This window comes from Bacillus sp. KNSH39 (genome assembly GCF_052656585.1).
Genome location: NZ_JBQXYO010000001.1, coordinates 1,386,242 through 1,406,928, shown reverse-complemented (window position 1 = coordinate 1,406,928; position 20,687 = coordinate 1,386,242). Strand labels below are relative to the sequence as shown.

General features: G+C 32.3%; 21 protein-coding genes. 13 read left to right on the top strand and 8 right to left on the bottom strand.

The window, feature by feature from the left end; all coding sequences use genetic code 11:
- Positions 1–108: 108 nt before the first annotated feature.
- Positions 109–1,488, bottom strand: a complete 1,380-nt coding sequence (locus tag ACUL40_RS07085) for a catalase (protein ID WP_001003610.1) — start codon at positions 1,486–1,488, stop codon at positions 109–111.
- Between the two features lie 301 nt (positions 1,489–1,789).
- On the opposite strand from ACUL40_RS07085, the gene ACUL40_RS07080 reads away from it, so the two are divergent.
- From ACUL40_RS07080 to ACUL40_RS07055, 6 genes are all read left to right on the top strand, one after another.
- Positions 1,790–3,007 carry an aspartate aminotransferase family protein gene (locus ACUL40_RS07080; RefSeq protein ID WP_001286475.1) on the top strand — a complete coding sequence of 406 codons (1,218 nt, stop codon included), beginning with the start codon at positions 1,790–1,792 and terminating at the stop codon, positions 3,005–3,007.
- A gap of 271 nt (positions 3,008–3,278) precedes the next feature.
- Positions 3,279–4,301 carry a hypothetical protein gene (locus ACUL40_RS07075; RefSeq protein ID WP_445423076.1) on the top strand — a complete coding sequence of 341 codons (1,023 nt, stop codon included), beginning with the start codon at positions 3,279–3,281 and terminating at the stop codon, positions 4,299–4,301.
- 221 nt (positions 4,302–4,522) lie between these two features.
- Positions 4,523–6,040, top strand: coding sequence for a glycosyltransferase family 2 protein (locus tag ACUL40_RS07070; protein WP_000839298.1), 1,518 nt, complete (start codon positions 4,523–4,525; stop codon positions 6,038–6,040).
- A gap of 52 nt (positions 6,041–6,092) precedes the next feature.
- Positions 6,093–8,414: a glycosyltransferase gene (locus tag ACUL40_RS07065; protein ID WP_002041379.1), complete on the top strand. Its 2,322-nt coding sequence runs from the start codon at positions 6,093–6,095 to the stop codon at positions 8,412–8,414.
- A 305-nt stretch (positions 8,415–8,719) separates the two neighbouring features.
- Positions 8,720–8,920: a hypothetical protein gene (locus ACUL40_RS07060; protein ID WP_001277646.1), complete on the top strand. Its 201-nt coding sequence runs from the start codon at positions 8,720–8,722 to the stop codon at positions 8,918–8,920.
- 110 nt (positions 8,921–9,030) lie between these two features.
- On the top strand, positions 9,031–9,273 hold the full coding sequence (locus ACUL40_RS07055; protein WP_000752474.1) for a hypothetical protein: 243 nt from the start codon (positions 9,031–9,033) through the stop codon (positions 9,271–9,273).
- Positions 9,274–9,416: 143 nt separating this feature from the next.
- On the opposite strand, the gene ACUL40_RS07050 is transcribed toward ACUL40_RS07055, so the two are convergent.
- Together ACUL40_RS07050 and ACUL40_RS07045 are read right to left on the bottom strand one after the other, a co-directional pair.
- Positions 9,417–10,913, bottom strand: a complete 1,497-nt coding sequence (locus tag ACUL40_RS07050; protein ID WP_000335242.1) for a glycosyltransferase — start codon at positions 10,911–10,913, stop codon at positions 9,417–9,419.
- A gap of 83 nt (positions 10,914–10,996) precedes the next feature.
- Complete coding sequence (locus ACUL40_RS07045) at positions 10,997–11,257, bottom strand: hypothetical protein (RefSeq protein WP_000889737.1); 261 nt, start codon at positions 11,255–11,257, stop codon at positions 10,997–10,999.
- A 402-nt stretch (positions 11,258–11,659) separates the two neighbouring features.
- On the opposite strand from ACUL40_RS07045, the gene ACUL40_RS07040 reads away from it, so the two are divergent.
- On the top strand, positions 11,660–13,117 hold the full coding sequence (locus ACUL40_RS07040) for an MFS transporter (RefSeq protein WP_001186926.1): 1,458 nt from the start codon (positions 11,660–11,662) through the stop codon (positions 13,115–13,117).
- A 56-nt stretch (positions 13,118–13,173) separates the two neighbouring features.
- On the opposite strand, the gene ACUL40_RS07035 is transcribed toward ACUL40_RS07040, so the two are convergent.
- The 3 genes from ACUL40_RS07035 to ACUL40_RS07025 are packed head-to-tail and all read right to left on the bottom strand — an operon-like array spanning position 13,174 to position 16,347.
- On the bottom strand, positions 13,174–14,283 hold the full coding sequence (locus ACUL40_RS07035; RefSeq protein ID WP_000860478.1) for a DUF4018 domain-containing protein: 1,110 nt from the start codon (positions 14,281–14,283) through the stop codon (positions 13,174–13,176).
- Positions 14,255–15,421, bottom strand: coding sequence for a DUF58 domain-containing protein (locus tag ACUL40_RS07030; RefSeq protein WP_167316394.1), 1,167 nt, complete (start codon positions 15,419–15,421; stop codon positions 14,255–14,257). Before ACUL40_RS07030 ends, ACUL40_RS07035 begins: the two co-directional genes overlap by 29 nt.
- On the bottom strand, positions 15,418–16,347 hold the full coding sequence (locus ACUL40_RS07025) for an AAA family ATPase (RefSeq protein ID WP_000608784.1): 930 nt from the start codon (positions 16,345–16,347) through the stop codon (positions 15,418–15,420). The genes ACUL40_RS07030 and ACUL40_RS07025 overlap by 4 nt, the downstream gene beginning before the upstream one ends.
- A gap of 206 nt (positions 16,348–16,553) precedes the next feature.
- Here ACUL40_RS07025 and ACUL40_RS07020 point away from each other — a divergent pair, with 206 nt between their 5' ends.
- Together ACUL40_RS07020 and ACUL40_RS07015 are read left to right on the top strand one after the other, a co-directional pair.
- Positions 16,554–16,871: a PadR family transcriptional regulator gene (locus ACUL40_RS07020; RefSeq protein ID WP_000991882.1), complete on the top strand. Its 318-nt coding sequence runs from the start codon at positions 16,554–16,556 to the stop codon at positions 16,869–16,871.
- 7 nt (positions 16,872–16,878) lie between these two features.
- Positions 16,879–17,415 (top strand): DUF2812 domain-containing protein, encoded by a 537-nt coding sequence (locus ACUL40_RS07015; RefSeq protein WP_000448416.1) that lies wholly within the window; start codon positions 16,879–16,881, stop codon positions 17,413–17,415.
- A 118-nt stretch (positions 17,416–17,533) separates the two neighbouring features.
- Here ACUL40_RS07015 and ACUL40_RS07010 read toward each other — a convergent pair whose 3' ends face one another.
- Positions 17,534–17,827 (bottom strand): hypothetical protein, encoded by a 294-nt coding sequence (locus ACUL40_RS07010; RefSeq protein WP_167316464.1) that lies wholly within the window; start codon positions 17,825–17,827, stop codon positions 17,534–17,536.
- Between the two features lie 145 nt (positions 17,828–17,972).
- Complete coding sequence (locus ACUL40_RS07005) at positions 17,973–18,218, bottom strand: hypothetical protein (protein WP_000433602.1); 246 nt, start codon at positions 18,216–18,218, stop codon at positions 17,973–17,975.
- A gap of 280 nt (positions 18,219–18,498) precedes the next feature.
- Here ACUL40_RS07005 and ACUL40_RS07000 point away from each other — a divergent pair, with 280 nt between their 5' ends.
- From ACUL40_RS07000 to ACUL40_RS06985, 4 genes are read left to right on the top strand one after another with little or no spacing between them, the layout of a single operon-like run.
- On the top strand, positions 18,499–18,882 hold the full coding sequence (locus ACUL40_RS07000; protein ID WP_167316393.1) for a VOC family protein: 384 nt from the start codon (positions 18,499–18,501) through the stop codon (positions 18,880–18,882).
- A gap of 14 nt (positions 18,883–18,896) precedes the next feature.
- Positions 18,897–19,439 (top strand): GNAT family N-acetyltransferase, encoded by a 543-nt coding sequence (locus ACUL40_RS06995; protein WP_000506636.1) that lies wholly within the window; start codon positions 18,897–18,899, stop codon positions 19,437–19,439.
- Positions 19,439–20,020: a kinase gene (locus tag ACUL40_RS06990; protein ID WP_000106113.1), complete on the top strand. Its 582-nt coding sequence runs from the start codon at positions 19,439–19,441 to the stop codon at positions 20,018–20,020. Before ACUL40_RS06995 ends, ACUL40_RS06990 begins: the two co-directional genes overlap by 1 nt.
- 23 nt (positions 20,021–20,043) lie before the next feature.
- Positions 20,044–20,622 (top strand): HAD-IA family hydrolase, encoded by a 579-nt coding sequence (locus ACUL40_RS06985; protein WP_001024243.1) that lies wholly within the window; start codon positions 20,044–20,046, stop codon positions 20,620–20,622.
- Positions 20,623–20,687 lie beyond the last annotated feature (65 nt).

Sequence of the window (20,687 nt, the reverse complement as noted above, 5' to 3'; positions counted from 1 at the left end):
GGGATATGTTGGCTTTATATTTTCAAATTAAATAACCTCATTGGATTTTGACAAGAAAATAATTAATATAGATTTGAATTCTCATTCGTAAAGCATGTTTTAATCTTCTTAATGCTCTTTCATTTTTGTCTCAATGCTTGTTTTCAAATCAGTTGATACTTGATTGAAATACCCCAAAACGATCTCCCTAATATCATCGGATATAACTTTCAAATCACTAGCTAAGTTTTCAGCGAGATGTTCTTTTTCTATTGGCTGTAACTTCGTATAAAATTCACCAGCCTGCGTAAAGTCATCCTGTTTCATTATAGAAGTTCTTTCAAGTTTACCTTCAACGTACCTTCCTTCACCGGTTGTAATTTGATTAGCAGGTGTCCAATCTTGCTGCTGGTTAATCGTTAATTTGCGAAATTCTGGACCAATTCTTCTTCTTTGTGAATCACTGTAAATGTTAGCGCGCCCTTGCAGCATTTTATCATCTGATAGTTCTGCACCATCCAGTAAATTAGAAGGAGAGAATGCGACCTTTTCTACTTGTTCCATAAAATTTTCAGGATTTTTATTTAATACCATTTTCCCGACTGGTATGAGAGGATACGTCTGTTCATCCCATACTTTTGTGTCATCTAAAGGATCATAAGAAAGATGCGCTTCATCTTTCGGATCCATGAGCTGGACGTATAAACCATACTCCACTGGTTTACCATTTTCAATTGCATCATATAAATCTTTCCCGCTATAATCAGGATTTTCGGCAGCTAGTTTAATTGCTTCTTTACTAGTAATGTACTGTACACCTTCAAACGGGTACCAATGATACTTTACATACTTTCGATTACCTTCCGCATTTCTCCATACATATGTATTAACACTATGTCCTGGAATGTGGCGAAGACTTTTGGCCGTACCATTATTAGAGTATAAACGGACAACAAAATGAATAGATTCAGGTGCTTTAGCGACAAAACTCCAAAATCTATTAGGGTCTATTAAGTTATTTTTAGGTGAAGGCAATAATGCTTGAATCGTTTCAGGGAAACGCATTGGATCACGGACAGAAAAAACAGGAATGTGATTACATAAAAGGTCAAAAATGCCTTCTTTTGAATAAAATTTTGTGGAAAAACCGCGTACATTTCTAGCAGTATCCGGTGTTCCTTTCGTACTAACAGCTAACGAAAATCGAACCATAACAGGAACTTTCTCATTAGAATTTTGTAAAAAACTTAATTTAGTATGTTCAGACATCGAATATATCGTTTGAAAATAACCGAACGCACCAAATCCTTTTACATGAACAGGTCTTTCTAAAATTTTTTCATGAATAAATTGTTGTAATGACTCATGCAGTACACTATCTTGCTCTAGTACAGGTCCACGTGAACCAACTGTTTGAGAGTGAAATTTAGCTGGTTCAGTAAGTTCTCGATGTTTATTAAAGTCTTCTTCTAATAATTCTTTCCTATGTTTATCATATTTTTCATTCATCGATATAGCCTCCAAATTTTTTCGTCGATTGTTACTAAATATGATTTTATAGTCTCGATTATGTATGACATACAAAGTTCAAAGCAGTAACATACCGCTAGATGAAAAAAACACATATGTAGTGGACCTGTTGAAATAGAAGAAATTATGGAAAAATGAATATCGGGAAGAGAAAGCACACGTTTTAATAAAAAATGTGGAAGAAAACCACTATTAAAATTTCAATCTTAAAACTTAATTTATAAACGATTATATAGAGAATAAACGTTAAAAAAGGAAAAATAACTAGGAGGAATTTAACATGTCGGATTGGTTTCAATTAGATAAAGAATATATGATGTCTACATATTGTCGGACAGAGGTTGCAATGGAAAGAGGAGAAGGATGTAAACTATATGATGTAGATGGTAAAGAGTATTTAGATTTATTTTCTGGCGTAGGAGTAAATGTACTAGGATACAATCATCCTAAAATTGTACAAACGACAATGGAGCAAGTTGTGAAATCGTTGCATTTACCGTTTCATTTCTTAAACCCAGTTGCAATTGAGTATGCAAAGAAATTAGTAGAGTGTACTTTAAAAAGCGGAAAAGTCTTTTTTACAAACTCTGGTACGGAAGCGACAGAAACGACATTAAAATTAATTGATAAATATAGATCTATTGCGAATGAAGAGCGTGACGGAGTAGTTGTGTTAAAAGATAGTTTTCACGGGAGGACGTTAGGGGCACTACATTTTACGAGACAAGAAAAGGTATATCAAAATTTCCCTAAAACATCTATTCCTGTATACGAAGTAGAGCGTGAGAATATAGACCAATTAGAGGAGACCATTATTAAAGAAAAACCAATTGCGATTATGCTAGAGCCTGTTTTAGGAAGTGGGGGAATTTATCCTTTATCAAGTAAATATTTGCATGGTGTTCAAAATTTATGTGAAAAATATAATGTACTTCTTGTCGTTGATGAAGTTCAAAGTGGTATGGGTCGAACGGGAAAACTATTTGCTTATCAAAATTTTAATATCACACCGGACATTATTCAAATTGGTAAAGGAGCAGGAGGCGGGATACCGCTAGGAGGAATTATTGTAGGTGAAAAGTTATGTGATGTATTTTCACCAGGAGATCACGGGACAACGTTTGCTCATTCATCAATGGGAACAGCTTTAGGTTTAACGGTATTAAATACATTACTTGATGATGGGTTAATGCAAGAAGCTTATGAAACGTCACTATATTTGAATGGCAAACTGCAAGACATTCAGAAAGAAAATTCTTATTATATACAGGAAGTGCGTCATGCTGGCATGATGTTTGGAATTAGTCTGAATGATACGAATGAAAATGTGAAGAAATTACAGGTTGAGCTAATGAATAAAGGAATGTTAGTCGATGTAACAAAAGGGAATATTATTCGATTACTTCCGCCGTATATTATTACGAAAGAGGAAATTGACGCATTTATGAATCAGTTTATTATTTGTTTAGATAAAGTTGCTGCTGTAGTAAGTGCTTAAAAATTAAAGCTATATTTTATATAAAGTGCACTCTAATTGTTGGGGATAGTTTACAATTGGGGTGCATTTTTTATAGTTGAATTTTGTAAAATACAGTCGTTTTTATATGATAACGGAAAAATAGAAGGAATTTCGTTATATTTGAGTGGTGAAGAAAAGGGAAAGTAAGTATAAAGATAGTAGATAAAGCGGGTGGTTTAAATAACTAATGATAGAACGTTTTGAAAATAATAGCATACGAATATATAAATAATAAGAATGAGGTGATATATTGGAAAATAATGATATTCAATTTACTTCTTTACAAATGAGAACGGATAAATATGGTTGGGCTAGTATTCAATATACAAATAAAAAGCAGGCTATCTTATATACTCAAAATAGAGGAGTAGAATGGGATGTTGTCAATCCTCTTAATTCAATTGTATTATTTGGGTATCCAATAAACGCTCGAAGCTCTTGGGCATATGGTTTAACAAAAAAGAATGACGATTTATTGCCAGCTATATTTTATACAGTTAATAGAGGAGAAAGGTGGAGTAAGTTTATTTTACCGGTTGAAGAAGATTGGGAGAAATCGACTGATGTTCAAGTACAATTGCATGCTACGAATATGGATAGTATATGGATTGTATTATCTAGAAAGCTTGCATCAAATAAATTTGAACATAATTTATACTATTTGAAAACGAAAGGGAAAGTTTGGAAATTAATAAAAAATATAAGTATTAGTGATAGTATTTCAGGGATAACATTTATAAACGATCTAATTGGGTTTATTTCATTACAAAAACATTATGAAACATCAACGGTATTTAAAACAATAAATGGTGGGGAAAGTTGGCATCCTGTAAAAGATATTCCAAGTCTTGAAGGAATTAACAATGGGACTGCTATGGCTTATAAAGCAATCTATAAAAATAACTTATTAGTAATACCAACTAAAAAGAATGATGATGTATTTTTAATGAATTACTCATTTGATAAAGGGAATTCGTGGCATATTTCAAATAAAACAATAAATACTAGTAAAGTGGCTGTTTCGTTTTTTAGTTCCTATTATGGCTGGGTTATAAATAGTGAAAATGGAAGTGTGTATCAAATAATAAAAAAAGGAGCAAAATGGATTAAAGTATCAAGTAATCAATTGTTAAAAAATGTATTTTGTTTGCATTTTTTTAATCGGCGTAAAGGTTGGGCGTGTAATAAAAAAGAAATATTTACTACAAAAGATCGCGGTATAACATGGAAAAAGGTAGTATATAAAATTAATAATATTGATAAATTTATTTAAAAAAGTCCTAAAGAAATTAGGACTTTTTTTGTTTTTTATGGTGAGAGTTGTAACAAACAATGATAAGAGAAAGGAGGTAAGTGCAGAATTATATTTTTAAAAATAGACGTTTGTTTTCACACAGTATAATTCACTTTTGAATATGTTAATAAAGTAGCAAATTCATAGGAAATGGTAATACTTAATATTTTATGTCACATGATGTGTAAAGGGGGCGTGTAATGAAATCGTTAACGGTTATTATTTTGTACAGTGAAAGAGAGCAAATATTAGAAGAGTCAATTCAATCTATATGGAAGCTAAATCCTCTTGAAATTATAATTTTCGTTCCTAACGATAGAAGTAATTTGTATGAAATAGCAAAGAAACATAAATGTCATATTGTTTTTATGGACAAATATAATAAGCATTATGATGGATATGGAGCTTGTATAAAGGCAGCAAAAGGAGAAGTTTTATTATTTTTAGATGGCAATTTTTCGTTATCCACAAATGAAATGCAGAGATTTATTGAGCCAATTGTTACAAATCAAGCCGATGTAGTTTTAAATAAAATAGATAAATTGATAGAAATAGGTAAATGTCCAAATATGGATATTGTATGGAGAAAAATGTTAAATGAAATTTTAAGTCGACCAGATTTAAAAAGCAATTCAATACTTTCGTTACCATATGCGCTTACGAAAGAAGTAGTGGAAAATATCGGCTTTAATTATATGGAAGATATCGTTCTATCTCATATGAAGATTGTGAATCAAGGGTGGCGGATTAACGATCAATATGCAATCAATACGTTATCTAAAGATGAGACTATAGAGGAAGGAGGATATTTAATAAAAAAAGAGTTATCCAAAAATGAAAAAGAGAAAGTAGAAAGATATTTACGCGGTATAGCTAAATGGATAGAGAAAAAAGGAAGAAGAGTAGGGTTTACTGATGCAGGAAAAAGAAGAGATATTGTTCAAAAACTAGGTGAATGTAAGCGATACCCTTCCTATCATCAAGGGTGGGGAATGCATTCTTCAATTTATGATGGGAAGCAACTTTCTGTCATTATACCAGTACAAAATGAAGAAGAGACTATAGAACAAGTAATACTTGAGGCGAGAAAAATAGAACCACTAGAAATCATCGTCGTTGTAAATGGTTCGACAGATCAAACGGCTAATATTGCTAAAAGACTTGGTGTTACTATTATTGAATATAACGAACGACTTGGTCATAATGTTGGACGTGCTATTGGAGCGCTTGAAGCTACAGGAGATATTCTTTTATTTATTGATGGTGATTTTAGTGTTTCAGGAAGTAATTTGCATCATTTTACAAAAGCAGTTTCAGCTGGTGTAGACATAGCATTAAATGATTTGAATCCGATGTTACACCCTCCGTTTTATGTTGTAGACGTCGTAAAATATATGCTTAATTTAGCATATAATCGTCCAGAATTAAGCAATGGCTCATTAGTAGCAATTCCACATGCTATGAGTAGATCATGTTTAGATGCAATAGGCTGGGAAAGCTTACTATGCCCTAGTCTTGCACAAGTAAAAGCAATATTACAAGGGTATAGAGTAGAATGTGTACATTACGTTGATGTTGTAAAACCGAATAGAATTCGTTTAATGGAGAATGTAAGTCACAATGGGCATCCTCCGGCAGTATTAAGAATCATTGGTGATCACGTTGAAGCTCTCTCTTACTTGATAGAACAACTTGAAATGGATGGAAAGGGTGATTAAACTGTTAGACCAGTATAAAATAATTAACATTTCATATGAACAATTATGGCAAATGGATTTTCAAATTACAGAACCATTTATACTCAAGGTTGATTGGGATAAAGTAACGTATGAATTTTTAATTCGTATTAAGCCCGATGCTTCTAACACTATTGTTTTTGGATCCGGAGCAGGTGGGTTTCAAGAACAGCCAATTGGTCCACCTATTTTTCATCGACATTCTTGGATGGATGAATTTGAAGATACTGTTATATATTATAATGACCCTACGTTATATCTTGGAAAATTATCTTTAGGTTGGGGACAGGGAGAGTTAAATAGATTTTATTTACAAGATATAGCAAATATTTTAGAAATAGTATTTGTAAAGTTAAAAGTTGATTCGAAAAATGTGTTGTTTTATGGCAGTTCTGGGGGAGGATTTATGTCTTTAATTTTAGCTGGATTCGTTAAGGGCTCCACAGCTTTCATTAATAATCCTCAAACAAATTTATTAAAATGGATACCTGTACCAATAAATCTAGTTTTCGATTTGTCTTATCCAAATTTATCAAGAGAAGAAGTTGAAGAGAAATTTGGTGAAAGAATTAATGTTGTGAAATTTTTTAATCACATTAAATATGTACCGAATATTTATTTTTTGCAAAATTTCGCGTGTGAATTTGATGTGCAAAATCATTTGCTACCATTTATTTCCGAATTAGAGCAACTTGATAAAGACACGGAAGTAAATCAAATTATAATTGACTTATATTTTGATAAAAAAGCAGGGCATGCAGCTGTAGGGAAGAGTGAAACAATTGAATATATAAAAAAAGTAAAACCTAATCAGACTGTAAAAGAAGAACAAAAAGAAGTGGACCTATCAGTTGTTATAGTTTTAGGAGAAGAAAAATCAAAATTGAATCAAATTTTAAATAAAGTGCAGCATATAAAACCACTAGAAATTATTATTGTAGCTGATGATAGAATGAGTGCGATACAATCTATACCAACATTTGTTGAAAGTAACGTTGTTGTGATTGAGGAGAAAAGTAAATGGAAAGCACCAGTTCATGGGGCAAAAGTCGCCAATGGTGATGTAGTCTTATTTTTAAATGGAGAAGATGTTATTTTTTCGGTAGAATTAGAACGATTTATAGAACCGCTACTAAAAAAGGAACAGGATGTAATTTTAAATAATATAGACTCGGTTTGTTTTGAAAAGATGAGAGTAGAATGGCCAAGCATTGCTATGGTGTATAGAAAAATAGTAAACGATGTATTGGGGCGTATGGATTTAAAATATGATTCGATGTTATCTATGCCATATGCTATTACTAAAAAAGCAATTGAAGACATTGGATATGATATCTTGCAGAACCCTATTCTGTCCCAAGTAACTCTTATTGAGAAAGGGTGGCGACTACAATCCTCGTCAGCCATCACTAACACCTCCTTGAATAATATGCCTGCAAACAAAACCTCTTTCTATAAAAATGGATTAACTAAATTAGAAGTATATGAGATTAAAGAAAATATAAAAGCTTTGGAGAGTTGGTTACAACGAAAAGATGATAGAGGTAATTATACAGATGGAGGAAGAAAAAGAGAAATTATAGAGCAGTTAAAAAAACAAAAGAATTATTCACGTTTCCATAAAGGATGGGGAATGAATTCCTCTATTTATAATGGAAAACAGTTATCAATTATTATACCAGCACAAAATGAAGAATCAACGATTAAAGAAGTTATTCTTGAGGCAAGAAAAATTGAACCGAAAGAAATAATTGTTGTCATTAATGGGTCAACAGATCAAACAGAAGCAATTGCTAAGCAATCAGGGGCAACAGTAATTGTTTATGAAGAAAGATTAGGGCATGATGTAGGACGGGCAATTGGTGCACAAGAAGCGACAGGAGATATACTTCTCTTTATTGATGCTGATTTTGCTATTCCAGCAAAAGATCTTCATCCGTTAACGCAAGCTGTTGCGGATGGTGTTGATATGGTTTTAAATGATTTAAATTTAAATCTTAGATTTCCTCTATATATTGTAAGTTTATATAAATATATGTTGAATATTGCTTGTAACCGTAAAGATTTAGGGGTAGGATCTACAATTGCTGTTCCCCATGCTATTAGTAGAAAATGTTTAGAGGGAATTGGCTGGGACACTCTTCACACAGCGTGTGTTGCACAAGTAAAGGCAATATTAGAAGGGTATAAAGTCGAATGTGTCCATTTTGTAGATGTAATGAAACCAAATCGTATTCGGCCACAAGAGCATTTTGCGACGATAGGACATCCACCAGCTGTATTGAGAATTACTGGGGATCATTTAGAAGGACTTTCATATTTATTGAAGAATAAGGATTTTAAAGATTTATTTTAAAAGGTAAATTTGTCTATTGAATGAGTAACTTAAACATTTCATTTATGCAACTTGACGATATTTAGTATTGCAATGAAACTAAAATCAAAAATTTTTATTATTTTTAGCTCAGGTACAAGTGAAGAGCATGTTTCACTGACTGATAGTAAATGAACAAGTAACTAAAAGGTAAAGGCTTCTTTATATATATGAAGAAGCTTTTATCTTTTTTATTTTAAGTATGGAAGGTAAAGAGTAAATAAAGTTGTAACGGTATTTTTATTTTTGGATAAATTGATATTAGATATAAGAAAGGAGGGAATATCTTGTCTTGCATCAATAAAAGTTGTTTTCATATTTCTTTAGAAACTAAAGTCAATCCAAATGGTGGGGCAGAAATATTCGTAAGGTGCAATGATGAATGTTTATCTAATTTTAATGTAATACCGTTTATTGCATGTGTTTCTATTTCAGTAAAGGATGATTTGAGTTTTTTAGTTGATTTAGATAGTTTAATAAAACGTTAATTTTCTATGCAGTTAATAATAAAATAACATCTAATTTATAAGACTTAGTAAGAGAGTCGTGTCCGAATTTAATTAACTGCATATATTGTTAAAAGAAAGGAGGGAGAGTTATGGCATGTACTACGAATAATGTTTGTTTAGATGTGTGTCTTAAAATTACAATTACCCCTGGTAGTGGAATTGATGCAGTAGTCGATTGTGGAGGCACATGTGGGACAAGTCCTACTATTGTAATTAGTCCTAGTGGATCAATTGTTATTACTTTACCATTAGTTGCATGTTTCTCAATTGCACTAAAAGATGATTTAAGTGTTGACTCTTCATTAACAAGCCTCTATTTTCAAACTTCTTAAGAAAGATACAGAAATGAAAAGCCTGCCTGCTACTTTTCTTTTGATCTAATGTAAAAATAAAAAAGATGGTTACAACCATCTTTTTTTATTTTGCTATATATTTAAAATGAATTTATATATTATTTGGTGGTAAGAATATACAATTAAAAGTATTCAGTGTTTCTTTTTTGTTCAATGAGGTAAGAAATTGCTTCTATATGATCACCAATGATTTGTTGCGTTGCTAATGAAAGGTAGCCTTCCTGCGAGAAGTGTTTTTCTGGTCGAACTCGATTTATCTTGTCAACGTCGATAGAATGAACATTTTGTACATGCAATCCTGCTAAAATTGTTTTAACTTGACTTAAGGTTGGTGAAAGAAGAGAATCAAACCCAATTGTATCAATGCATTTTCGACTAAAAGCATGAGGGACAGCAGTTGTGGAGCCCATACCTAAATCTTTTCGATTACATGCTAAATTAACAACATGCTTACATGCAGTTACGATAGTATAAGGAACACGATACATGTAGTAGTGCTCTAATTTATTTAAAGCTAAATCGGTTCCATTTTGAACAGATTGTACAAATGGTAATAAATCAGAACTAGGAATTAAGAAATCACCATCAATAAATAATAATATATCACCTTTTGCAAAATATGCACCAACGGCACGTCCGGTATCAATGCCGAGTGCTTCTTTGTAAGTAATAACTGTTGCACCGCAATTCTTCGCCAATTCCTCTGTTTTATCCGTTGATCCATTAACAATAATGATGATTTCTAAAGGTTTTAATTTCTGCACCTCAAAAATGATAGATTCTATCGTTTTTTCTTCATTTTGAACAGGGATAATGATGGATAATTGTTTATTTCCATAAGTATTTGAATAAAACTTTTTACCTGTAATTATTTTGGGTATAGCTCTTTGTTCGCCGTTTTGAAGTTCTAAAATAATATCTCGCCTTCGATTATTATCAGTATAGTTTCCTCTTGAATTTTGTAATATATTTACCCAATTTTCAATTGCTTCTAGGTGATAACGAATGAGTTGTTTTGAGGGGAAGGAGGGAATTTGCGGTATAGAAATTTTAAAATGATTGCTAATGCGAAATTTATTTTTAATAATTTTCATTTGTGCCAATATCGGATTTAATAAACTTTCTGGAGTAATTGCATCAAGAATCTCTTTTGTTATTGCATAGGGAGGAAATAATAGTGAGTTAACATGTAAATCTGGACGATGAAAAAAATGATTCGTAACCTGCTGCCAAATCATTTCTATAGTTGGCTTTTGCTTTTGATAAAAAAAGTCATCTAAATTGTTTAATACTATGTCAGCTGATTCGTCTAGTAATGGTTGAAGAAATTGTGTAAGTAAGGAAGATTGGATAATGTAATTTGCATCTAAAAATAAGAGGTACTTACCCTTTGCTTTTGTGGCACCAATTACATAACAATTATTTAATTCTGACGGTTCTTCTAATGTGATAATTTTACAATTGTAAGATTGTGCAATATCAATGGAATCATCGATATATCCGTTAATAGTAAGGATGATTTCTAAAGGGTGTAGTTGTTCACAGGCTTTCAAAATTTCAGGTAAAACTTTTATGTTATGCTGTATACGAATAATAATAGAAATCGGATTTTTACACATAAGTAGTCTCCTTTTTAATCAGAGGTAGTTATTAATAAGATTAGATAAAATAGGAGATATATATTTTATTAAATACGTAACGACTATTTAGTTTTCTCAGACTTAGAATTTTCATTACCTGAATTAGTACCTTTATTTATTCCAGAAGCCAGTAAATTATTGAGAACGCTCAGGTCTAATTGCATAGGGATTGAGTTTTCGGATGTAGTTTTCTCATTTTCTTTTTTGGTAGTTAATATAGTCTTTATATTTTTTATTTCTTTATATTGTTTTAAGGTAATGAAAAATCCAGAAATAATGAAGAGAAAAGAAATAGTAGCAAGTAAAAGTATTATTTCCAACATAAAACACCCTCCTTTAAATCTATAATAATACTATATTTGAATGTAATAAGACAAAATTCGAGCTAATGAGTTCACTTTTTAAATATATGCAAATCTTTAGTAAAAGTTACTAATTTCTAGGTTAAAGGAAGCAATTACAGAAACGTATAGATATAAATAAATTAAAATTTCATTTGTAGTGTAAAGGTATGTGTTATATAAGCTGAACGTCATTCTATAACAAGTTAAACAGGGTTTAATTTTATATAAAAAGAGCATTTAATTGGACAAATAATTAATTATGTGAAATAATAATAACAGATAAGGAGACGTTGCTTTTCCTTAAGTGCTTCGAATTAATTTTATTCAATAAGAGAAGGTGTGCTTAAAGAAGTTAAATTAAATAAGGAGCTGTTTTATTATATGCAACAAAATAATGATTTAAATTTTGAACCTCAAGACGTTAATATTGTTAATCCTAAACAAGCCAGGAAAGCAGTAATTGCTACTGGTATAGGGAACGCAATGGAGTGGTTTGACTTCGGATTATACGCGTATTTAGCGGTAATTTTAAGTCAATTATTCTTCTCTGGTGTTGATAATAGTGGATTGCAACTTGTACTTACATTCGGTACATTTGCAGCAGCCTTCCTCGTTCGACCAATCGGAGGTGTATTCTTTGGTAGAATAGGAGATAAGTACGGCCGAAAAATCGTGTTAAGTACTACTATTATTTTAATGGCACTTTCTACATTATTCATCGCATTACTACCAACCTATGAACAAATTGGTGTATGGGCACCAATACTACTTTTAGTTGCCCGAATGATTCAAGGCTTCTCTACAGGCGGCGAATATTCAGGAGCAATGGTTTATATCGCAGAATCTTCTCCAGATAAAAAGCGTGGTATACTCGGTAGTGGTCTTGAAATTGGAACACTCTCAGGTTACATTGCTGCATCGGTAATTGTTACCATTTTGACGTTATTGTTAACAGATGAGCAAATGCTCAGCTGGGGATGGCGTATTCCGTTCTTAATAGCTGCACCAATTGGTTTGGTCGGTTTATACTTACGCCGTCATCTAGATGAATCTCCAATCTTTGAAGAGATGGAAAAAGCACAAGAGGAATCTGAAGACAATGAACAATTTTCATTCATGGATATTATTAAATATCACAAAAAAGACTTCTTATTAAGCACAGTAATTGTCGCCTTCTTTAATATTACAAATTATATGATTCTTTCGTATATTCCTTCTTATCTAACTCAAGTACTTAAAGTCGAAGAAACAACAGGCTTATTAATTATTTCTATTACGATGGCACTTATGATTCCACTAGCACTATATTTCGGTAAATTAAGTGATAAAATTGGTAATAAACGCGTTGTGCAAATTGGTTTACTTGGTTTAACTGTATTTGCAATTCCAGCATTTTTACTAATAGGTAACGGACATATTGCAGCTATATTTGCAGGTATTTTCGTACTAGGTTTCTTCTTAAGTGTATATGAAGGAACATTACCTTCATTATTACCATCACTCTTTTTCACTGATGTACGTTATCGAGCACTTTCGATCTCATTTAATATTTCTGTATCGATATTCGGTGGAACAACACCGCTTGTATGTTCATACTTAGTTCATGCAACTGGTAACCCGCTCGCACCGGCATTTTATTTAGCAGGTGTAAGTATTATTGGATTAGTTGTATTTAGTGTACTATTCGTTACAACTTCAGGGCGTGCGCTAAAAGGTTCATATCCTACAGTAGAAACGAAAAAAGAAGCACACCAAATCGCTAAAGAAGACCCTGAAGAAACACTTTGGTGGCATGAAGAGTCATTAGAAATTGAAGCAGGGAAGAATGCTTCCATTTAAAAAGCAACGTAGAAGTACAAAAAGACTCCTATGAATATAGGAGTCTTTTTGTTACGTTATTTCTTTCGTTTCTTCAAACTTTTTTGATATGCATAAAGCTTATGAATCTCTTCCTTAAATTCATGTAGAAGTACAGTGTTTGCACTATTTGAATAACGCACCGTATTATAAGCATCTATAATAATATCACTTTGAATATTTACATCTTCTTCATCGTTTATTCTTTCTAGCCAAGCCTCAACAGTTTCTCCCCGTTTTCTATTTAAAGGAGGGGTTAACTTACTCTCTAGCTTGAAAATTTCCTTCCGAATTTCGTTATGTGGCGGTTTATTTCGTTTAAAACGATTTTGGCTCATTCCTTCTTTATCAGTAATGATAGTAGATTCGAAGGCGGGCATATTTGGTAAACTTAAATGTTTTCGTTTTTTTACTATTTTCCAAACGACGTAAATAGCGATAGCTGTACAGACTATTATTGTAGTGCTATTTATGAGTATTGGATCAAAATCAGGAATTTTTTTTCCGTCTTCAATTTTTGGTTTTAAGAGATGTCCTTTATTTGCCCAAACATCTTCAGTATCTTTTAATTCCGCTGCTTTAATTAATGGCATTAAAGCATAGCCGACGCCTAATGCGACTACTTCCGTTATAAAACCAAAAATAAGTCGAATGAAAGGAAATACTTGAACAATTAATATACTCATTAAGCCAATCGTAATGATAGAAGAAAAACGTAATAGTTGTTGTTTGCGATTGGCCCCGGTTAACCAAAATGTAATCATAAGATGCAAGGCTAACATTAATAGTTTCCACAACGGTGGAAAGGGTGCATAAAATATAGCTGAAACGAAAAACCATACAATACCACCTAAAGATTTTTGAACTGGATATCCAGGTCCGACCACATGTACGATAAAGAAAAATAGTGGTAATATGATTGTGCCAAATAGAGAAAAAGGTAAAAATAAAGAGAAAAGAACGATTTGAAGAACTAAAAGTATTACAAATCCTGTTGTTTTTTTCTGCATAAATTTATGAATAAGAAATACTCCAATATAGCCTGTTGTTAAAAATATTGCAATACTAATTAGTTCATCTCTTTCTGTTAATAATGAAAGCAGAAGGAGCAGAATGAAATCATGAATGTGATATAGCCAAGTTTTCAACTGGTTCCACCATCCCTTCACTAGTAATGAGAAACGTTGGCTGCGAGAGAAGAGGGAGTTCATTTCTTTGTAAACCAATGTATATCATTGTAGACGATCGTTCTCTTTTTCTCTTTACATAATGAAGGAATCCTTGTTTCGGAAGTAACGTACTATCATCTGAAATACGGGCTAATTCTTCTAAAGCTTTTGCATATTGTGTTTGTCCTTCATTTAACGGTACATGTAATGCACCGCCTTCTGCTAATACACTAATAAACAATTCAAACGGAATGTGGTGCTTCGTTGCATACTGGAAAATGTATGTTGTATATGAAATAAGTTCTTCTACATTATCTTTCCAACCAAATCCACGATCGGCAGCTAAAGAAAGACAAATCGTCCAACTATAATTTTTTACAGGTTCATATTGCTTCGCCTGTAATTGTTGCATTTTAGCAGATGCCTTCCAATGAATAGAGCGGAAAGACTCACGCTCATATCGCTTTACACCGATAATAGATGTTTCATCATTGTAAAAAGAAAAATTCGTTCGATAAGATCCATTCAAAAGTTGCTGAAGTTCTTGCAAACCTGCTACTTCTTTAGGAGAAGGATACACAATAATTTCAGTCCTTAATTTATCAAAAACAGGTAAATGTACAGTTAATAGATGAAATGGATCTTTTAATACACATTCAAATTGTTCAATTTGAAACACACCACGCTTCGTGGCGGTTAATGTTAACCCCCATTTTTGTGCCGAATGTGCAGGTTGTGAAAATGGGAAAGAGAATAACGTTTTTGATATTTGTTCAATGCCTTGCTCTTTATGCGGTATAAGGGACGAATTTAAATGAAAGTAACAAACACCATTAACGATTGGTATGCTGGCTCCATTTTTTAAATGAATAAAAAACTGTCCAGATTCCTCAGGAAAAATCCGTGTAGTTTGTTTCTCATTTATGATTTGAAACTTCTTCTCTATGAAAGCGACATATTTATAAATAAAAATCGCAAATAAATAATAGAAGAAAAAGAGAAACATAAGCATTCGTTGCGGGAAAAAGAATGTGAAAAGTAATGCGATTGGAACGGTTAGTTGAATAATATGGAGTTGAAAAAATAAAGGCACAGTTACAACACGCTGTCCATTCATGCTTGTTCAATCTCCACAGGTACGTCAACTTCTTTTAAAATACTTTGCATAATATCATTCTTTGTCGTACGCAGGGCACCTTCCATTGATAAGACGATACGGTGATTCCAAACAGAAGGAACTAACAATTGTATATCTTCTGGTGTGCAATATTCTCTCCCGCGTAAAAAGGCTAAAGCTTGAACAGCACGTACTAAAGCTAATGTGGCACGTGGGCTTACACCGTTAGCGATATAATCATGATTTCTTGTAGCATGAGCAAGTTTAATAATGTAATGTTCTAACGGTTCCGAAACAAATATTTCTTTTACTCGTTTTTGAGCTTCTAAAATATCTTCTAATGAGATGACAGATGTGACACTTTCTAATGGTAAATCGTTCCGAAAACGTCGCATCATTTGTAACTCATCTTTAGGAGTTGGATGACCGATTGAAATCGTCATTAAAAAGCGATCAAGCTGTGCATCTGGAAGAGGGAAAGTCCCTTGTGATTCAATTGGGTTTTGCGTCGCAATAACAAAGAACGGTTTCGGAAGAGGAGTTGACTGCTTCTCCAGCGTCACTTGTCGTTCTTCCATCGCTTCTAACAAACTCGACTGCGTTCTTGGCATTGCACGGTTAATTTCATCTGCTAGCAAAATGTTTGTCATAACTGGTCCAATTCTTAATTCGAATTCGCTTGTTTTTGGGTTGAAGTATTCAATACCTGTTACATCACTTGGAAGTACATCAGGGGTAAATTGAACGCGAGAAAAACTACCACCAATACTTTTTGAAATGGTTTTCGCCAGTAACGTTTTCCCAGTACCAGGCACGTCTTCGAGTAGTACATGTCCATCAGCAAGAAGTGAAACGAGCAGTAGATCAATAACATTTTCTTTACCAACAAACACAGATCCGATGTTTTCTTTCAATTTATTTATCATATGTACCATTCCTTTCATTATAAAAGAGCTAATATTTCTATATTTTAACAAATTATTCAGAAAATTGGTATGATTTTTTAATTCAAAGAAATGGATATTTAATTATTAAATTACTCTTGCATATTTTGGAATATAATTATAAAATATCGATATACGATGTATCGCAAATCGATATATCATATATCGATGTATCGGAGGTAGTTATAATGAATGCGAAGGCGCAAAAATATATTCCGTTAACTGAGGCGACATATTACATATTATTGTCACTCGTGAAGCCGTTGCATGGCTACGGAATTATGCAAATGGTAGAAGAGATGACAAATGGGGAAGTAAAGCTCGGCCCTGGTACTTTATATGGAAATACGACGAAATTACTAAAAGAGAAGTTAATTGTTGAAGTTGCCTCTACAGACAGAAAGAAGTGCTATGAGTTAACGCCGTTTGGGAGAGAAGTGTTAGAGCTCGAGTATAACAGATTGCAGAGATCTGTAAGGAATGGAAATAGTATATTAGGGGAGTGAATGAGAGATGGAGACAAAGAAGGTATTTAAATTTTTCATGGCATGGAGTTTAGAAAAAGAAGAAGCTTTTTTACGGAAAATGCATCAAAAAGGTTGGGCGTTACAAAGATATAATTTGTTGTATACGTTTAAGAAAACCGAACCGAAAGATGTAATATATAAAGCGGATTTTAGATTGGTTTATAGGGATTCAAAAGAAAAACAACAGGAGTACTTTGAAATATATGAAATGTCTGGTTGGAAACGTGTCACAAGTTTTACAAGATGGAATTATTTTTGTAAGGAAGTAGAGAAGGGAATTGAGTTACCTGACATATATTCAGAGAAGGACACGAAGGTACAAAAAATGAAGGAATTATTACAATTTTTCGCATTGATTTCAATAACTATATTACCCTCAATGTATAGCGTATTTTTAAGTTCAACAGAATCAAGGGTGCCAATTTGGGCGAAAGTTATGACAGGGTTTGTAGGTTGTATGTATGCTTATTTCTTCATGAGGATTTTTTGGAAAATCAAGAAATTGAAAAGTGAAATATTATAATAAAGATTAGACCCTAGAAGAAGATAATGATGACAATGAACAATGACATATTATCTTCTTTAATTTTTATGTAATTCTATTTTGTTAACTATTTTTTATATAATAAAACATTATATATTTAAGGCATAGAACTAACAGTTACAAAGATAATACCAGTAACAATATCTAAAAAAATCATAAATGAAGAAGTAATTAATAATAACGAACTAGCAATGAATATCACTTTATTAGATTTTTGTTTTTTATAAAGGAAATAAAGTAAAAGACCACAAATAGTAGAAAGTATCCATATAGCTAAACTGTAAGAAGTTGAGATTTTCTTCCAATCGGAAATCCAAAAGTAAAAGAGGATTATGTGACAAGTTAATAGTAGAAATGTTGATGGAAGCATTATCTTTTTATTTAAAATCATTTGTTTCACCTCCCTTATGTAAATATTACTAAAATGGTGTGGATTTTAACATATAATAAGGAAGAAATACATTTTTAATTAATGTATTAAACGAAAAAATCCCTTATAGAAAAATCTATTTCTACAAGGGATAATCATGTTTTTATTAGAAAGACTGATTTTGCGCAGGTTTAATAAATTGTTCAGGGTTTTCAACAAGTCCGCATACAGCACATTGGACACGGTATGTAGGTCCTTGATAGGCCATATGAAAAGCATTCATCGTTTCATTTGTGTATTCTTCTTCCACTTGACCAGTTTGTGGATTTATTTTGACTGGTTTTACTTGTTGCTCAAGAATATTAAAGCGAGTACGGTTCGTTTTACAACTTGGACATAGCATTGGTTCCATATGTATACACCTCCATTTGTATCATTTCTTAAAATCTTTAATTTTATGCAAGCAAAAAACTTTCTCAATATAAATAGGTGTTTAATGTATTTAAAATTCAGAAAAAATAAAATATAATAAAAGTACGAACTGGTTATGTCCAAACCAAATCTCCTGTTTTATGCCAATAAGCTGGGGGGCCGAGAAATCGGCCTCATTTTTTTTGCTCATTACTACAAGGAACAAGGTTTTATGAGACTTTTGTCGAAATTTTAGGGATAGATACAAAGGGGGATGTAAAATGAATTTGAAAATGAAGTACATCATTTTATATGTAGAAAAGTTTGAGGAATGTTTAAAGTTCTATAAAGATATTTTACAGTTACCTATAAAAGCAGAGCACGGCACATATATTGAATTTAATACTGGAACTACCATTTTAGCGATGAATACGCGGCAAGATGTGAAAGAATTAACAGGACTACCGCTTACAGAAGGTGAATTACAGTCTTCTCATTTCGAGTTAGGATTCGTTGTTGAGAATGTACAAGAAACGATTGAGCAATTTAGAGAGCAAGGTATTAAAATTTTAGGGGAGCCAATTGTAAAACCGTGGGGACAAACAATTGCCTACATTGCTGATCCAGATGGAAATTATATTGAAATTTGCAGTTCATTAGAATAGAGGGAGAAAGAGAAATGGGATTTCCGAAACTAGAAACAGAACGTTTATTCTTAAGAGAACTTACACTATTAGATGCAGAAACGATATTCCAATATTTTTCGAAAGAATCAGTTATACGTTATTTCGGAATGGATTCTTTCCAAAATATTGAGCAAGCGAAAACAATGATTCAAACGTTCAAAAATCGTTATGAAGAGGGCAGTGTATTTCGCTGGGGAATCGAGAAAAAAGGGACGGGCCAATTAATCGGAACGTGCGGATTTCATTTAATTAATAATCATCATAAACGAGCTGAAATTGGTTATGAATTAGATGATACATATTGGGGACAAGGATATGCATTGGAAGCATTACAAGCAATTTTAGCTTACGGATTTGAAATACTGCAACTAATAAGAATCGCAGCGGTTGTATATGTAGAAAATAAAGCTTCTCAAAAATTATTAATAAAAGCAGGATTTCAAGAAGAAGGATTACTTCGAAAACATATGATTCAAAATGGAGTTGCTCATGATACCATTTTATATTCTTTATTAAAAGAAGAGTGGAAGAAGTAATGAGTACAAACGAACTTATAACGATTATGAAGAAGCATAGGGAAAATAGATTCATTTTAGGTATAGATGGTTTAAGTCGATCTGGAAAAACAACATTCGTAGCCAATTTAAAAGAAAATATGAAACAAGAAGGCATTCCGTTTCGTATTTTCCATATTGATGATCATATAGTGGAGCGTAATAAACGATATCATACTGGATATGAAGAATGGTATGAGCATTATTATTTACAATGGGACATTGAATGGCTAAGGCGGAAATTTTTTCAAAAGCTACAACATGAAACAAAATTGAAATTACCTTTCTTTCATGAAGAAACAGATATATGTGAAATGGAAAAAGTACAGATTCCTATTGTAGGCGTAATTGTTATTGAAGGAGTTTTTCTGCAGCGAAAAGAATGGAGAGATTTTTTTCATTATATGGTCTATTTGGACTGTCCAAGAGAGACAAGGTTTCTACGTGAGAGTGAAAAAACGCAGAAAAACCTTTCAAAGTTTGAAAATAGGTATTGGAAAGCAGAGGATTATTACTTAAAAACGGAATTGCCGAGGGATAGGGCGGATTTAGTCATTGAATGATTTGAAAATAGAAGGTGAATAGAATGAATATTTTATGGGATTTTGATGGGACGTTATTTGATACGTATCCTGCATATACAATGATGCTTTCTGAAATATTAGGTGATTCAGTAGAAAAACAAGAAATATACAAAAACTTAAAAATATCATACTCTCATGCAATTCAGTATTATAATATTTCATGTGAGCAGGAAGAAAAGATTAAAGTTTTGAAGGGGAAATTCACGCCAAAAGATATGAAACCTTTTGCAGGTGTCGAAGAGGTTTTGAAATTTGCAAATAAAAATGTGATTATGACCCATAAACATAGGGAAGGGGTTATGGGCATTTTAAAATATTACGGCTGGGAAAAATACTTCGTAGATATGGTTACAATTGACGATGGCTTTCCTCGAAAGCCAAACTCTTTAGCTTATAATCATCTGCATAAAAAATACAATATTGATTTAGCTATTGGAGATAGAGAATTAGATTTATTACCTGCAAAAGAATTAGGTATTTCAACATGTATGTTTCAAGGTGATTGTGATGTAGCGGATTATTCTTTATCACATTACTCGGAGTTTTTTAAGATAGTGAGTGATAGAGAGTTTTCTTTATAAAAAAAGTTATTAATAAAGACTGAATCTTTCATTTTAAAGGTACAGTCTTTATTTTTTAGAACTCT